General features: G+C 40.4%; 17 protein-coding genes. 3 read left to right on the top strand and 14 right to left on the bottom strand.

What is annotated here, in order from left to right:
• Window positions 1-120: 120 nt before the first annotated feature.
• The 3 genes from glpT to A361_RS11025 all read right to left on the bottom strand — a co-directional run bounded on the left by glpT (window position 121) and on the right by A361_RS11025 (window position 4,122).
• Window positions 121-1,488 carry a glycerol-3-phosphate transporter gene (glpT, locus tag A361_RS11035; protein ID WP_009330537.1) on the bottom strand — a complete coding sequence of 456 codons (1,368 nt, stop codon included), beginning with the start codon at window positions 1,486-1,488 and terminating at the stop codon, window positions 121-123.
• A gap of 263 nt (window positions 1,489-1,751) precedes the next feature.
• Window positions 1,752-2,726 (bottom strand): bile acid:sodium symporter family protein, encoded by a 975-nt coding sequence (locus A361_RS11030; protein WP_009330538.1) that lies wholly within the window; start codon window positions 2,724-2,726, stop codon window positions 1,752-1,754.
• A gap of 4 nt (window positions 2,727-2,730) precedes the next feature.
• Window positions 2,731-4,122: an FAD-binding oxidoreductase gene (locus A361_RS11025; protein WP_019381969.1), complete on the bottom strand. Its 1,392-nt coding sequence runs from the start codon at window positions 4,120-4,122 to the stop codon at window positions 2,731-2,733.
• A gap of 199 nt (window positions 4,123-4,321) precedes the next feature.
• On the opposite strand from A361_RS11025, the gene A361_RS11020 reads away from it, so the two are divergent.
• Complete coding sequence (locus A361_RS11020; RefSeq protein ID WP_019381968.1) at window positions 4,322-5,032, top strand: FadR/GntR family transcriptional regulator; 711 nt, start codon at window positions 4,322-4,324, stop codon at window positions 5,030-5,032.
• A gap of 128 nt (window positions 5,033-5,160) precedes the next feature.
• Here the strand turns inward: A361_RS11020 and A361_RS11015 are convergent, their stop codons facing one another.
• The 5 genes from A361_RS11015 to A361_RS10995 all read right to left on the bottom strand — a co-directional run bounded on the left by A361_RS11015 (window position 5,161) and on the right by A361_RS10995 (window position 10,308).
• Complete coding sequence (locus A361_RS11015; RefSeq protein WP_019381967.1) at window positions 5,161-5,766, bottom strand: ABC-2 transporter permease; 606 nt, start codon at window positions 5,764-5,766, stop codon at window positions 5,161-5,163.
• Window positions 5,759-6,625 (bottom strand): ABC transporter ATP-binding protein, encoded by an 867-nt coding sequence (locus tag A361_RS11010; RefSeq protein WP_019381966.1) that lies wholly within the window; start codon window positions 6,623-6,625, stop codon window positions 5,759-5,761. Before A361_RS11010 ends, A361_RS11015 begins: the two co-directional genes overlap by 8 nt.
• Window positions 6,626-6,629: 4 nt before the next feature.
• Window positions 6,630-7,001 (bottom strand): GntR family transcriptional regulator, encoded by a 372-nt coding sequence (locus A361_RS11005; protein WP_009330543.1) that lies wholly within the window; start codon window positions 6,999-7,001, stop codon window positions 6,630-6,632.
• Between the two features lie 159 nt (window positions 7,002-7,160).
• A complete protein-coding gene (locus A361_RS11000) occupies window positions 7,161-9,236 on the bottom strand; it encodes a DUF4179 domain-containing protein (protein WP_236888023.1) in 2,076 nt (691 codons plus the stop codon).
• Between the two features lie 160 nt (window positions 9,237-9,396).
• Window positions 9,397-10,308, bottom strand: a complete 912-nt coding sequence (locus A361_RS10995; RefSeq protein WP_019381963.1) for an SDR family oxidoreductase — start codon at window positions 10,306-10,308, stop codon at window positions 9,397-9,399.
• A 97-nt stretch (window positions 10,309-10,405) separates the two neighbouring features.
• On the opposite strand from A361_RS10995, the gene A361_RS10990 reads away from it, so the two are divergent.
• The gene (locus tag A361_RS10990) at window positions 10,406-11,374 is read left to right on the top strand and encodes a helix-turn-helix transcriptional regulator (RefSeq protein ID WP_019381962.1); all 969 of its coding nucleotides are present in this window, start codon (window positions 10,406-10,408) and stop codon (window positions 11,372-11,374) included.
• Between the two features lie 255 nt (window positions 11,375-11,629).
• Here A361_RS10990 and A361_RS10985 read toward each other — a convergent pair whose 3' ends face one another.
• The 4 genes from A361_RS10985 to A361_RS10970 all read right to left on the bottom strand — a co-directional run bounded on the left by A361_RS10985 (window position 11,630) and on the right by A361_RS10970 (window position 14,257).
• Window positions 11,630-12,124, bottom strand: a complete 495-nt coding sequence (locus tag A361_RS10985; RefSeq protein WP_019381961.1) for a DUF1456 family protein — start codon at window positions 12,122-12,124, stop codon at window positions 11,630-11,632.
• Window positions 12,125-12,520: 396 nt separating this feature from the next.
• Entirely contained in the window at window positions 12,521-12,865 is a 345-nt protein-coding gene (locus A361_RS10980) for a YolD-like family protein (RefSeq protein WP_019381960.1), read from the bottom strand.
• 100 nt (window positions 12,866-12,965) lie between these two features.
• Window positions 12,966-13,355 carry a hypothetical protein gene (locus tag A361_RS10975; RefSeq protein WP_157888532.1) on the bottom strand — a complete coding sequence of 130 codons (390 nt, stop codon included), beginning with the start codon at window positions 13,353-13,355 and terminating at the stop codon, window positions 12,966-12,968.
• Between the two features lie 86 nt (window positions 13,356-13,441).
• The gene (locus tag A361_RS10970) at window positions 13,442-14,257 is read right to left on the bottom strand and encodes an RNA ligase family protein (protein ID WP_019381958.1); all 816 of its coding nucleotides are present in this window, start codon (window positions 14,255-14,257) and stop codon (window positions 13,442-13,444) included.
• A 121-nt stretch (window positions 14,258-14,378) separates the two neighbouring features.
• On the opposite strand from A361_RS10970, the gene A361_RS10965 reads away from it, so the two are divergent.
• Window positions 14,379-14,924 carry a DUF2441 domain-containing protein gene (locus A361_RS10965; protein ID WP_019381957.1) on the top strand — a complete coding sequence of 182 codons (546 nt, stop codon included), beginning with the start codon at window positions 14,379-14,381 and terminating at the stop codon, window positions 14,922-14,924.
• Window positions 14,925-14,967: 43 nt separating this feature from the next.
• Here A361_RS10965 and A361_RS10960 read toward each other — a convergent pair whose 3' ends face one another.
• Together A361_RS10960 and A361_RS10955 are read right to left on the bottom strand one after the other, a co-directional pair.
• Complete coding sequence (locus A361_RS10960) at window positions 14,968-15,384, bottom strand: hypothetical protein (RefSeq protein WP_019381956.1); 417 nt, start codon at window positions 15,382-15,384, stop codon at window positions 14,968-14,970.
• 37 nt (window positions 15,385-15,421) lie between these two features.
• Entirely contained in the window at window positions 15,422-16,048 is a 627-nt protein-coding gene (locus tag A361_RS10955; RefSeq protein WP_019381955.1) for a hypothetical protein, read from the bottom strand.
• Between the last annotated feature and the right edge of the window lie 48 nt (window positions 16,049-16,096).

The raw sequence follows: 16,096 nt of genomic DNA, 5'->3' as shown, positions 1-16,096 counted from the left end.
TTTACAAAGAGGATTTCTTTTAAGAGAAAGATGCTTATTACCTTAGTTCATTTACCTTTTAACGCATTTTTGAGCATAAAAAAAGAAAGTGCCAAATGATTAGACACTTTCTTTTTTATCTTAATGCTGATTTTTAACTACTTCTTGACCACGGACATTCCACGTTACAGCGAATATGATGGCTGCAAGGACACAAGATGCGGTTAACAGCATAAATCCTGCATCCCATCCAGATGCATCTACGATAACACCCATTAACGCATTAGCTGTTACAGTACCTCCGAGGTAACCAAACAATCCAGTTAATCCTGCTGCAGTTCCGGCAGCCTTTTTAGGAACGAAATCAAGTGCCTGAAGGCCGATTAACATTACCGGTCCATAAATAAGGAAACCGATCGCAATCAAACAAATCATATCGATCGTTGGATTTCCTGCAGGATTAAACCAGTAAACAAGAACAGCGATCAATACTCCCAGCATAAACACAAAGCCTGCAGGACCACGGCGCCCTTTGAAAAACTTATCTGAGATCCAGCCGCATAATAGTGTTCCTGGTATACCCGCCCACTCATATAGAAAATAGGCTACGCTGGACTTGCTCATATCGAACCCTTTTTCTTCGCTCAAATAAGTTGGTGCCCAGTCCAGTACACCATAGCGGACGAAATAAACGAAAATGTTTGCAATAGCAATGGCCCAAACCCATTTATTATTTAATACATACTTGAAAAGAATTTCTTTTGTTGTTAATTCTGTTTCAAAAGTTTTCTTGGTTTTACTTGGATAATCATTGCGATATTCTTCAATGGATGGCAGCCCAACCGATTGAGGAGTATCACGAATGAGGAAGTAGGCAATGAATGCAACAACAATAGCTACAAGTGCAGGTAATATAAATACACCTTCATAGCCTGAAGAAGAGCTTCCGGCTATGCCTGCGAACATCGCTGCACCCGCCACGGCAAGAGGTGCCATCAGCCCCCCGCCGACATTATGGGCTACATTCCAAATGGCTGTTTTGTTTCCTCTTTCATTGATGCTGAACCAGTGTACAAGAACACGGCCAGATGGCGGCCAGCCCATTCCCTGGAACCAGCCATTTAAGAAAAGCATAATAAACATAATAGCAACAGACGAAGTAAAGAAAGGAACAAACCCCATTAATAAAGAAATAATAGCAGATAGAATTAACCCTGCAGGCAGGAACATCCTTGGATTGCTCCGGTCTGAAAAGGTCCCCATGACAAATTTACTGATGCCATAGGAAATAGAAATAGCAGATAGCGCAAAGCCAAGTTCAGTTTTGGAAAAACCTTCTTCAATAAAGTAAGGCATGGCCAGTGAGAAGTTTTTCCGGATCAAATAATACGCTGCATAACCAATGAAAATTCCCAGAAATACTTGAAATCTAAGTTTTTTATACTCAGAATCAATTTGTTCTTCAGGCAATCTTTCAATTGGGGGAGCAGGCTTAAACAGTTTAAACATTTAGGTTCCCCCTAAGATAGATTTGACAACAATATTAACTGCTAAAAAAACAAAACCCATACTTTAATAACACTTCCAGGAATGGAAGTGCAAAAAAGCATGGGTTCTCCGTTTCTCCACCATAGTTAACTTGTTATGTCACAATTCTAGTATTATTTGTAAACGTTGTCAATAGCCTATAAAACTATTTAGATTGTTTTCGATAGGTACAAAAAAGGTGCCTGCCCTCTTAATCTTTAAGGGCCAGACACCTAAATCCATACCTATAGCTTCACTTCAACTGGCTTAACTGCCGTTTCTGCTTCACTTTTTACAGCAGGTTTCTTCGACCAATAAGTCGCAAGAATCGGCCCTGAAATGTTATGCCAGGCAGCTGCCAGCACACTTGGAAGTGCTGCCAATGGACCAAAGTGTGCAGTTGCAAGTGCAACACCTAAACCGGAGTTCTGCATTCCAACTTCAATGGCAATCGCTCTTCGGTTTACTTCATCCTGCCCAAGCACTTTTCCTGAAAAATAGCCAAGCAGGAGTCCGAATCCATTGTGAAGCATGACGGCTGTAAAAATCAGAAGCCCAGATGCGGCAATGGTTGCTGAATTGCCTGAAACGACTGCAGCTACAATTGTGATAATAGCTGCTACCGAAATAAGCGGTAATATAGTTAAGCTTTTTTCAACGGCCACAGGGAAGAATTTCTTGATGGCCAGACCTAGAACAATCGGTACAATGATAACCTGGACAATAGACATAAACATGGCTACAGCATCAACCGGCATCCATTGGCCGGCAAGCATCAGGAGAAGGAGCGGTGTCATGATCGGTGCCAATAGAGTTGAAACGGAAGTCATAGCGATGGATAACGGTACATTTCCCTTTGCCAGATACACCATAACGTTAGAAGCCGTTCCCCCAGGTACACACCCAAGCAAAACAAGTCCTGCTGCCAATTCCGCCGGCAAATTCAACAGTTTTGCAATGACGAAAGCGACCAGCGGCATGATGATGAACTGTGCACAAACTCCGATTAACACAGGCAGTGGTTTGGTAAAGATGATTTTAAAATCGACTGCCTTCAGTGTAAGCCCCATTCCAAACATGACGACGCCGAGAAGGATGGTGATATAGCCCCCCAATCCCAAAAATGGGTCTGGAAACATAAAGGCAATAACCGATGTTAAGATAACCCACACGGCAAAATATTTTCCGGCAATGGTACTGACCGCTTCTAATACCTTCATATCATCACGCTCCTTCTTTAGTCTTTAAGATTTTATTTGGATTAAAAAGGTTTTCTGGATCGAGTGCCTGTTTGATTTTTTCCATCACTTGCAGGGCTTGCCCATGTTCTTGTTGCTGATATTTCTGCTTGCCTACACCCACTCCATGCTCACCTGTGCATGTTCCGCCCCGCTCAAGAGCATAGAGGACAATTTGTTCATTGAACTTTTCTGCCTTAGCCACCTCATCCGGGTTACTCATATCAATCATGAGAAGTGTATGATAATTTCCATCTCCCACATGACCGACGATGCCTCCAGGAAGCCCCAGTGAATCTACCGCTTCCCTGGCATGGCTGATAGCGCCAGAAAGTTCTGAAATCGGAAGGCATACATCAGTCACCATCATTTTCTTACCGGGATGGCCGTGGATATAAGCATAAGCAAGGTTATGCCGGGCCTCCCACAAACGATTTCTTGCGGCATTATCTGTTTCAAATTCAATATCGAGGCAACGGTGGTCCTCAACTATTTCTCTTGTGAATGCGACATCCTGTTTCAAGCCGGCTTCATTGCCGTGAAATTCCAGAAAGAGTGTTGGACTTTCGTTATAGTTTGTTTCACTGAACAGGTTCACCTGCTTCATGGATGGTTCATCGACAAGCTCCACCCTGGCAATCGGAACACCTGCCTGTAATATGGATACAACCGCTTCAACCGCATCGTTCAAGGATGGAAATGAGGCTCTTGCAGCCATCACATTCTCGGGAATTCCATATACTCTTAATGTCAATTCCGTAAAGCAGCCAAGCGTCCCCTCAGAACCAACAAATAAACCATTCAAATGGTATCCCGATGAAGATTTAGCAGCTAAATTTCCTGTATGTATGATCGACCCATCAGCCAGAACCACTTCCATATCACGCACCTGATCACGCATGACTCCATATTTGACCGATGTTGTTCCGCTGGCATTGGTTGCCGCCATTCCGCCAAGCGTAGCATCCGCTCCCGGATCCACAGAGAAAAACAATCCATATTTTTTCAATTCCTTATTAAGCTGCGTGCGTGTCACACCAGGCTGTACACGGACAAGAAAATCATTTTCACGCACTTCGAGGATTTTATTCATTAAGGAAAAATCAATCGTAATTCCATGTTCGTAAGGTATGACATGCCCCTCGAGACTGGATCCCAGACCAAAAGGAACGATGGGAACTTTATATTGGTTTGCCAGCTTTACAACTTCACTGACCTGCTGGGCTGTTTCAAGAAAAACCACAATATCAGGAAGGCTCTCCTTATGGTAGGATTCATCCCTTCCATGCAATTCTCTTACTGTCTGATTTTCTGTTACCTGCTGCTCAGAAAGAACCTCCTTTAAAGCATGTACGAGGCTCATACTAGCTGTTTCCATCCTATACTCCTTCTTTCTTCTGCTGAAAATTTGGTCAAACCAATGGTATAATTGGTCCAACAAGTTAAGTCAATTATACTAACTTATCAGAAAAATTCAATTATTAATTTAATTATTTTTTCATTATTGATTAATAGATTTTAGGTCTGTTACATTTAGAAAAGTGAATGAGGCCTATTTTGAAAAGAGGTTACGGGGAATGTCGGAGAAAAAAAAGACCTATCTGGTTTTAGTAGATAAAATTATAGAATGCTATTTAGGAGGAACTCTCAAACCGGGTGAAAGACTGCCTTCAGAAAGAGAATTGGCAGGCCAATTTAATGTCAGCCGGACAACCATCAGAGAAGCCCTGAGAACCATGGAACTGAACGGGCTCATCGATATCCGCCAGGGAGGCGGAAGCTACGTTAAAGTCTCAGATGTCCATTCAAGAAAAGAGGAAATCATCACAGCTGTCAAAGTAGAAAATCCGCTAGTATATGAAATGCTGGAGCTCAGGCGTGCACTGGAAGTCGAATCCTCCTTCCTTGCTGCCAAAAGAGCCACTTCTGTAGACCTGGAGAAGCTGCGTATAGCTTTGAATCATATGGCTCTGTCCAAACAAGACCCGGTGTTAGGGTTAAAAGCCGACCTTGACTTCCACATTGGGATTGCCGAGGCTACCCATAATTCGATTTTCATTGAATTGATACATACCCTCAAAGGACATATGGAAGATACCATTAAGGCTACACAGAATCATCGCTTTAAGGATCCCTCTCGTTACGAGGATACAATGGAAGAGCATAAGGAAATTTATCTGGCTATTGCCTCTGGGAATGGGGATAGAGCGAAGGAGTTGATGGAGGGGCATATTACGAAGATACGGGAAGAATTGGTGGCGTCGATGGTGTTTAGGATAGGAAAATGAAAAATGATAAGTTCCCTGCCCCTTTTATTGAAAAAACCGGTGTGTAAGAAAAATCTCCAAAAGTGCCTGCCCCAGTTTTAAAAACCAACCGGGGCAGGCACTTGTTTTCTCCCGCTCCATATTCGGACTTAGAATGCTTTTCGCTGATAAATAACTGTAGTAACTCCCCAGGAAACCGCATAGAAAGTTAAGATTACAGCTGCTGCTCCCATATATAAAAGCTGGGTGGATAGACTGAAAATAAAATCTGTAATCACCGTTAGGTTTTCGTTAATAAACGACACAATAGGCCCAGTTAGATATGTTAAAAGCAGGAAACTTATAAGAACGACAGTAGTAATATAGCCTGATTTAAATAGATGAAATAACGGGAAGGTAAACGCAGCAAATAATAAAAATAAGCCACTGCCAATTGCAATATCAGTAATGGAAAAAGGTTTATTAAAAGCCAGCAAAGCCAAACTTGCGATCCCAGTTGAAAGAATCATATATAGGAGTGCACCAAGATAGCGCGATGCGATAATTTCCCTGCGTGTGTAAGGCAAGGAATTTAACAATATATTGGTCTCTGCTTTTTCATCATAAGCATAAGTGTTAAATGGAATGAAGATACTGGCAACCAGAAAAATTAGAGCAGGCTGAGCCCCCATTATAATAAAGAATAAGATAAAAGGAATAAAGATTAACAGCTGTCTTTTCTGGAGGATAACATCACGTCTGATTAAATTAAACATGGTGTACGCCCCCTTTAAAGGAATACATAATATCTTCCAGAGAAGCGCGTTCAATGACAACTGTGTTTCCGAACGTATTTTTCACCGCATTGACATTGGCAGTTAAGGCCTGGAATCCCGTTGGTGCACGATGAATATGGACAAAGTCTTTTTCCGTGTCTCGATCCAGGAGGTCCAATCCGCCTTTAACAAGTGCATAGTTTTCAGCTATGTCGTGAATGGACTGATTAAAAACCAGTTTCCCACCCTGCATAAAAGCTATATAATCTGCAATCCGATCTAAATCTGTTGTAATATGCGTAGAGAAGAAAATGGTACGGCTGCCATCGATCATCAATTCCTGTAAAAGATCCAGCAGCTCGCGTCTAAAAATGGGGTCCAAACCTGCTGTTGGCTCATCCATAATAATCAGCTCCGCCCGATGTGAAAGTGCTATTGCTAAGGATGCCTTCATTTGCATTCCTTTTGAGAAGGTTTTAATTGCTTTATTAAGAGGCAATCCGAATGTTTCAATGTATTGATCAAACAGTTCATCATCCCAGTGTTTGTAGGCTGGTGCTACAATACGTTTGATATCTCTTAAGTTCAGTCCTTCAAAAAATACATTTCCATCGTACACAAAACCAAGGCGCTCCTTGATCGCCTTCTCATGATTCTTGTAATCCAGCCCAAAAATGTTTATTTCCCCGGCATCCGGCTTTAACAGATTCATCATCATTTTGATGGTAGTCGACTTACCAGCCCCATTTGCCCCGATAAACCCTGTTATAAAGCCTTGCTTCACTTGCAAATCAATATTTTTAACTGAAAAATCTTTGAAATGTTTCGTTACATTTTTTAACTCCACTACATTTTCCATCTTCTCACTCCTCATATAAAATCTTCATCAATTCCTGCAGTTCATCGAAAGTCAGGCCAATTTCTCTGCTATTGGTAATGACTGCACTCAGCTGCTCTTCAATGACCTTCAGTTTTTTCTCTCTAATTACCTCTAGATTTTGCTCTGCGACAAAAGAACCTTTTCCCACAATGGAATAGATAAAGCCCGCCTTCTCCAATTCCTCGTAGGCACGCTTTGTCGTTATTACACTAATTTGCAGATCTTTTGCAAGTTGACGTATGGAAGGCAATGCAGTACCCTCTTGCAGATCACCTGCTAAAATAGACGATTTAATTTGATTCGTAATTTGTTCATAAATCGGCTCCTTTGAACTGTTGGAAATAATGATTTGCATGCCAATCCCTCATCTCGAAATAAGTGCCATTATTATTGTTACATTTGGATCAAAGTTATTATTTCACACCCTAATATATTGTGTATATACTATATATACACTATACACACGTATTTTGCAATAGTTTCCATTTTGGTGAAGTAAAAAAGCAGGCAACCCTTATTGGGTTCCTGCTTTATCTTTTACAATAAGCTCTGTCTCAACCTCTACTACATCATCCAAATATTTAGTAGTATTATATCCTGTAATATCTAAGCTTTTAGGAATTACTTTATTACCAGGTAATTTCACGCTTTGAACAGTAAAGAAGTGGCGGGGCTGTTCCATTTCTTCGTAAATTTTTGTTGTGATTTTATTCATATCATATTCTTTCCCATTTTTATCAACAATGACTCCTTCATAGTCTCCCTCCATTGAATTTTCCCCTTGCTCAGTCTCAATAAAGTAATGAAGCGATTCATACGCTCGGTTCTTAATTTCATGATTACTGAAGATAACTGTGGACGGCTGACCTATTTCCACCTTATTAATGGTGATGGTGCTGCCTGCATATTTAAAGGTTTGAGGGTATTCCTTGGAAGCATCAAGTTTAATTGTTTTATGATCTTCAATTGATAAATACACACTGCCAAATTGAACCTTAACCTCATTTGTTTCTTTTTCAAAAAGAGGTTCAAAATTCGCCTGGAAAATGCTCCAATTTATGTCTGGCTGATTATGCACATAAGAATTTCCATATAGATCAGCTTTCAAAAATTTATTGTTAACTTCAAGATCATTAAAATTAATAATTTCAATTCGCTTCGCTGGCTGTTCATTATTTATGCTATATTGCAGAATTGTCGCTGTTGGAGCAAGGATCAGTTTATCCAGCCGAACCGGAACTCCCTCAAGTTCGATTTTTTCATTTAACGCATATTCGGTGGATGGCTTTTTGGTGACAGGAATTTCAAAATTCCATTCCCCTTCTTCCGGCACCATATTCACGTAGGAATCAGAGGGGTTACGTTTTAATTTCATAACCTTATTTATTTTGAGTTTAACTTTACCTGTATCCTCTTTCAGCGGCCTAAGGCTTATCTTCCCATGATATATGTTCTTTTCCTTATTATTAAGCTCCATCTCAGTATCAGGAGGGAAGTACCTTGGAAAGGTGTTTGCCACCATGATCTCCCGTTCGTTCTCTATAAAAACGCCATCATCAATGTTAATCATATATTGATTGTTTTCTTTTGAATCTTCTATCTCATAAAAAATAAGGGTCTGAGTATCATCGGCAATCGCACTCTTAATCTTTATTTTCACCCCACCACTTTCTGCTTCCAGGTTCAGCCTTTCACCCACATCCTCCTGCAGAAAGGCACGCAGCTCCTGATTTTCTTCTGTCCAGGTGTAATAAAGCTTTGAAAAGACACCTGAAAAAATCCCTGCAAAAATGGCTAGAACGAATATACTTGCGGCAATTATGCCATTTCTTTTACGTTTATTGTTCTTTTGCTGAATATGCCTTTCCCTTTGTGCAACTCGTTCTTTGATATTTCCAATAAAACCATCAGGTACACGGAATTTCTCAATCGCTTCAGTAAAGCCCACCATAACTTCCTGTAAGGCTGCTAAATCCTCCTGGCAGTCCTGGCAATGATAGATATGCATTTCAAAATCAATTTTTGCTGGCCGTTCGAGGTTTCTCTCCAGATAATCAACGTAAAGCTTTTGGTACTCATTACAGCCGTGATAGTGCTCTCCATATCCCATTCCGTTTCTGAGTGACTGAAGTCCTGATAATAAAAGCTCCTTAACCTGTTCGGAAGAAACCTGAAGAAGCTGTGCTTTTTCGTCCTTTGAAAGTCCTCTTATGTATGTTAAACCTAGTACTTCTCTTTCCTTCTCTATTAACTTTTGAAATTCATGAAATATCTTTTGATGGGAATCACTTTCCTCCGAAGCTTGTAAACTTTTATTAAGAGAAAGTTCCCTGCAGATATGGATAAAAATAGATAAAACCCATATTTCGAAAGATGTGCTGCTTTTAAACCTAGGCAGCTCCTTATGCACCTGTAAAATGGCCAGATAAAAAAGCTCCTCTATCTTGCGTTGATTCCCAAGATAGGACCAGCCAATTGCATATAAGGATCGCTGATGCTGTTCGAACCAGTTAACGATGGATTCTATGTCTTTTACTCTAATCGTCACTGGTAAAATGGGATTATTTTTTACTGGGATGATCAAGACCATTCTCCCCTCTATATATGCCTAATTATTTATATACCTGGCTTTATTATAACGATTAAAGCGATATTATTCACCAAAATTTGGATAAGAAAATCGTGTTCCCTTAGACATATTAAAAAACTCCTTTTGCAGAAGTTCTGCAAAGGAGTTTTCCAATGAAAAGCTATCTATATCCCTCAGCATTTGCCGGTTTCCCCGCCTCCTGGACCTCCACCAGATATCTGAAGGCATCCGGCTGCGAACCGTCCAGATCTTGAAAGTTGTACATTTTAGCCAGCTGGCCACTGGAATAGGAGCCGCCGTTTAACCGTTTTTTATCTGGATCTTTTGCAATGGCACTAATCGCTCTTCCTATATACCTTGGTGTTTCAGAGATCACAAAATGAGGCTCCTTAACGGCAGCATCTCTCCAGTTCTCCTCTGTTACCCCAAACACCTCCAGCATGATTTCCGAACGCATCCAGCCGGGTGAAACAGCAACCGCTGTGCAATCATAAGGAGCAAGTTCATGTGCCAACGCTTTGGCCATCCGGATAACCGAGCTTTTAGCCAAATCATAGAATAGAGACAGACGGTAACGATTTAGATTGTACTCCTCTGTTCCGTCTGTGATTTCGGCAACTAATCCGCCTTTATTTTTGATCAGGAGCGGGAGGGCATAATGACTTGTGATAATATGCGTATCAATCGCCAGACGAAGCATTCTCATCCCCTTCTCCAGGGAATGCTCCCAGACAGGAATATCCCATTCCATCAAATTTTCGCTTCCCCATATATCATTGACGAGGATATCCAGCCTCCCCTGTTCTTTCTCAATTCTTTCAATCAATGACTGCACCTGATCAGGTATCAGATGATCCACTTGGACAGCAATACCTTTACCGCCAAGTACGCTGACTAATTCAGCTGTTTCTTCAATGGTTTCCTTGCGGCCATATTCCGACATCTGATTTCGTGTCGTACGGCCTGTAACATACACAGTCGCACCTGCAGCTCCCAGTTCCATGGCAATGCCGCGGCCAGCTCCCCTTGTTCCTCCGGCTACCAATGCTACCTTGCCATTTAATGATATCATTCCTATCTGCCCCCTTTTGTGTTATATCTATACTATAATCATTAATGTTGACATCTAATGTCATATTTAACATTTTTATTGTCCAGGAGTGAACAGAATGCGGGCAGACAGACTCATTTCTATATTATTATTGCTTCAAAATAACGAAAGAATGACCACAAGGGAATTGGCAAAAGAATTGGAGGTAACAGAGCGGACCATACACCGGGATATGGAAGCATTAAGTGCTGCAGGCATTCCTGTCCTTGCTGAACGCGGAAAATTTGGCGGATGGAAACTGCTTGAAAAATACAGAACAAATCTTACAGGTTTAAAAGCAGATGAAATCAAAACACTGCTTCTATCCCCTTCTTTCGAGCATCTTGCGGACCTTGGAATCAGTGAGGAATGGAAAGAAGCACGCCAGAAACTCCTCGCGGCCATTCCTGCTCCCCTGAAAAAGGATGTTAAAGACATTTCCAATCGGATTCATATAGACACCAGCACGTGGAGACAAACACCACGGGAAATGAAGTCATTTGGAATAGTCCAGCAGGCGGTATGGGAAGAAAAAAAACTTCAAATTCAATACGAGAAGGCAGGTAAACAAACGAGCGACAGAATTGTTGATCCATTAGGTCTGGTCGCTAAAGGGAACACTTGGTATCTCATAGCTGCTTCTGATGAGAAGATAAAAAGCTATCGTGTTTCAAGAATATTGGATGCCGAATTGATTAATGAGAACTTCAGCAGACCGAATGACTTTGATCTCTCAGGCTATTGGCAGGAATCGAAGCAGAAATTCATTAGCAGTCTGCCTCGGTTTGAGGTAGAAGTGGAGATGTCTCCGTCCATTATTCAGCGGATTAATTTTACTGGGCGATTTGTACAGGTGATGCACATGGATAGCCCTAAGGATGATGGATGGATTTCAGCAAGTCTTTGCTTTGATACTGAACAAGAGGCAAGGGAGTATATACTTGGGTTTGGGGATCAGATTAAAATTGTAAGTCCTGTTTCGCTTAGGAAAAGTGTGGGGGAAATGGCGGAGAGTGTTGTTAATCTATATAAAGAGTATGAGGAATAAGCAGAGAAAAAAGGTTTACTAGATGATCAGCGCCTTTCCCGCAGTCATTTACCGATTAACGCATACCTGGTCAAGCACTAAAATTAAAAACGAGCCTCCTCAACCATTTCTGAGGCTCGTTTTTAATTTTGGCGGAGTCCATTTATACTTTCTAAAGTTAAATTAATTTTGATGTACTATTAACTTTTTAAATAATCTCAGACAGCTTTGCTTTATAGGCTATTTTTATATGTATCACTCCAATTCTTTTCTTCCTTAACTCCTATACTTGATCGCTAGACCTTTTAAGAAGTTTCTGGCAAAATTGTCTAAGCATACTTTATAATTTTTATGTCCCTCTTTTCTTAAAAACGCTCCGAGTTCTCCTTTTGATACGTTTAATCCGGCTTTTTTGAATACATCTATCATGTCCTCTGTTGTTAAAGATAAGGCAATTTTGATTTTCTTTAAAAGGATATTGTTTACATTTGCAGTATTTTCTTTGGATGGTTCTGGCGTATTATTTTGACCTGATTTTGGCTCTTGTTTACCTCTTTTATAAATAATGAAGCCATTCAAAAATGAATTTAACATATTATTTGTCAATTTTATTTGGCTGCCATTCTCTTCTTCATCATCTGACTTTTTCAGGATCTTTACTACATCAGGTACGGACACTTCTACTCCTCCAAGTTTAAAGATCTCTGACATTTCACTATTTTTGATTTCTAACGCATATCTTAATCGGATTAATATATCATTACTATCCATCAACTTACTTCCTCCTATTTTAAAGTGGCCACTGGTCTTTATAGCAACAGGCCCTTTTAACTATCTTAAGTCTATCATCAACGCATCCTCACAATGCATAGATTACGCAAACAATTATTTAATATGTTTTATCACATATAGATAGGCACAAAAAACCGCACAGCATCCCACTATGCGGCAATTATATGTATATTTGGCGGGACCGCCTGGGAATCGAACCCAGCTGACCACACACGGTGGTCACAAGCGGTTTTGAAGACCGTTATGTATTTTCGGTAGGTCAATCCGTTCAATCAACCGATAAGGTCAACGGTCAATCACCCGCATACACAGTCTTCGCCTATTTGTCGATATGGTTTCCGTTCGTCTCTTACGGTTTCATTATAGGCGAAAGGGTCAAGCCTTGTCTATAATTTCTACGTTAATAATGTCCGCAAATTTAATCCGACTGATCGTTCCCAGCTCCGTTTTCAGCCGAACTTCCTTATGTATCGGCTCCAGGTAATGCACGCGCCCTATTTCATCGTAAGTGAATCCGTCGCGCCAAACGGTTAACTTTACCTGCTGCGCAAACTCCATCGCCTCGCAGACTTGCCGCTCCATTTCCTCGATTTGATATTCGTCCAGTAACGGCATTTGCATCCGCATCATATCTCGCTCGATCTCTCGCAGCATCTTTACGTGCTCAGGCATGAAAAATGCGCCTTGCCACTTCATCTTGCCTCTATCGCGGATTGCCATAACGATCAACTCCTTACGGCTAAATTTAACTTAGGCCGTTTATTGTTATCATCATTATAACCGAACATACGTTCTTTTATCTACAAAAAAAATAGAGCCGCTATATTGCGACCCATCCACTTTTTTCATAAGAGCTTTTTAGTATCAATATAAATTCTTTAAATTGAGGGCCACTAAAATCAAATATATCATCATCCTCATAAATCCTTAACCTAATGTGATCACAATTTTTATTTAAATTTAAACAAGTTTTTCCTCTTTTCTTAATAGGGATTTTAGTAATACTTGAGATTTCCATTAAATCAATGTCATCTTTTAATACATTAATAACTACAAATAAATGATCTTCTGCTGTTACTACCATCATCCATTCTTTTTTTAAGTAAGGATTTAAAAAGACAGTAAAACCATCTTTCCGGTTATTTTTAACATTTATTGAATAAGGAATTGATTTTACCAACTCGTCTGCCTTTGTAATTGAAAACATCATTTACCTCCCTCTATTTAAAGATTCCAACTATACTATCCATATATTAACAGCATTTAAAATGCAGTAAAAGAAAAAAGAGCGGGCGATTAAACCCACTCTACGAAACTAGGCAGACGCAACAAGCCCGCCTTGGTATAATTACGAAATTTAACACGACATTTAACCGGATCAGCCAAATACGCAAAGTCAGCCGTTTCTTCGCGGACCTCAGCCCGGTAAACCTTCGCTCTTGCATGCGGAGGCACACCGAGCTCCATTACGCCGAGGTACTTTCCGTCATCAGCGAGCAACCATCCGAACTCCTTTGTACGGTATCCAGTAACGTAAACATCGGCGTATTGGTAGTTAATCACCTTCAGCCACGCGTCCGATCGCTTGCCGACCTGGTATCGGGAGTCTTTTCGCTTCAAGACGATGCCTTCAAGTCCTTGCGCCTGCACAGCGTTGTAATAAGCAGCACCGTGGCCTTCGACGAACTGAACTTTCGAAAGCAAGCCAGAGTCAGTCGGCACCAAGTCCGCAAGCAATTCCTTACGCTCAAGCAACGACATGCCAGTTACGCGCTCGCCTTCGCGCTGAAGGACGTCAAAAACTACGAAACTAACAGGCGCGGTCGATTTGCTCGACTGAAACCGACTCATCATCGCTTCAAAGTCCGGCTTGCCTGCACTGTCAGTTACGATCAACTCACCATCAAGCACGGTACCGGGCGGAAGGTCGAGCGAGTGCAGCTCCGGAAACTTTGCGGTTATCTCATTATTGTGTCGCGAATACAGGCGGACTTTGCCGGCTGTGTCTACGGAATATATTAAGCGGATGCCGTCGAGCTTCAATTCGGTAATATAGTCCGAATTGTCGAACGGCTCCTCCGATTTTTGTAATAGCATTGGCGATATGAACAACGTAATTCACCTCGCCTTTAATTTTACCACGGAACTAGCTGCGTATTCGTTTCCATAGATTAGTAGACTGCTGGAAAATATTCAAATACAATAAGATTAAAAAACATCGAGGTGTGAATTAGTGCTAAGAGAGGTAAATAAAGAAATTTTTGTACATATTCAATCATTCGCTGAGTGGAAGAAGACATCTCCCTTCAAAGTAGGTTTTGAAGGAACAGCAGGAGTTGACCAAGGGTTCAATCCATATTATAGATACCTGCACGAGAACCAAGAGCCTGGAATGTACGATATGGGGATTGGACTAAAGATGCTAAGAGAATATGTTTTCGAAGATATTCGTAGCAAGCTTTTCCCTGAATTACCTTCCCGACAAACATGTTTGTGGGTCGTGCCAATGAAAAAGGCTGAAGATATTATTTACTGGAAAACCCAATTAGATGTTGATCGTCAGTTTATTTTACTTGAATTAACAGGCAAAGTATTCAGTACTGACGAATCGCACTTGCACATTAGACCAGAAAACTTTAGAAACATAAAAGAACTTGAGGGAAAAGCCAAAGATTATTGGGGAGCAGAGCCCGGAGATTCTGTTGAGGAGAATTTATTTGAGGGTAAGTTCAAGGTTTTAGAAATACTTTCGGAAACCGGTGATATTGTTCAAAAATAAAGAAAAATGCCCTAACAGAACTTTGCTGGGGCATTTAATTCCATCAGATCATGGAAGAAATTTCTGTATAAGTCTTTTGGTCGCAGCGAATATGGATTGTAACTTCCGCGTTTGTCTCCGGATTAATTAAATATACGAAGGCTTTTGAATTGTCCTTCTTGCGTCCGCCGATTGCAGCACCAGCAATAGTTCCGACTGGACCAGCGAGAGAGCCAACAATGGCACCAACAGCTGCTTTGCCAGCACTTCGAGTTGCGGATTCTTCCCACTCTATTCCGTCGAGGATAAACTGAGACTTAGAAGCGAAAGGTACTTGGATAGTTACGTGACCACGCTGATCTCCTTGTATTAATACCGCCTTACTTACCGGCACGCTTAGTTGTTTATTAGTTAGATTATTACCGCCTGCTAATACGTCAAGTGCAATGCGCTTTTTCATCGCGTCTTTAAAGAAGCCCATAATAAACACCGCCTTTTTACCGTATTATACCATTTTCCTAGGATTGTTCACTTGCTTTTTTGTAAATAATCTGCAAAATATGATCTTTAATTAGTAAAATCTCTTGATCCTCTTCTCCGTCTATCTTGATTATGTAATCACCGCTTTTAGTGATAGAAATTAGTTTAGCTTTTAAAGGGTCTTTATCCGCAATTATAAAAGTTAATTCAACCGGTTCCCCCATTGTAAATTTATCTCTAACAAACATATATGCAGAGCTATACATCAATAACATAAAAGAGATCAAAAAGATAGAAACACATAAGTTAATGATATTAAAACCTTCATAGTATACCTTTATCAGTGAAATTGAGATAAACACCGGAAGGATAATATACCCAATAAACATCGCTACTTTTTGGATATGATTCTGACGGAAAATAAATACAGCGACAAGTAATACTAATAAAGTTCCAACTGTGAAATGTCCATGAAAACCTGCAAAATCATGTGTGAGGAAGAATGAAATTGCCGAGTTAAAACTTATTAATACTAAAAGCGAAAAGGCTATTAGAATTAATTTCTTTCGATTAATTTTATATTTATTTTCCATCTTTTCGTAGTCTGTTATATTAGTATCATAATCTAAAAGCTTTTCAGCTACGCTCTTAATGAAATCAAACATAAATTTCACCTACCTATTATATATAATCCAATTATACGGGAATTTTTA

The organism is Cytobacillus oceanisediminis 2691, from assembly GCF_000294775.2.
GTDB lineage: Bacteria > Bacillota > Bacilli > Bacillales > Cytobacillaceae > Cytobacillus > Cytobacillus pseudoceanisediminis.
Note: the sequence above shows the minus strand (reverse complement) of the source record. Positions and strands in the feature narration are given on the sequence as shown.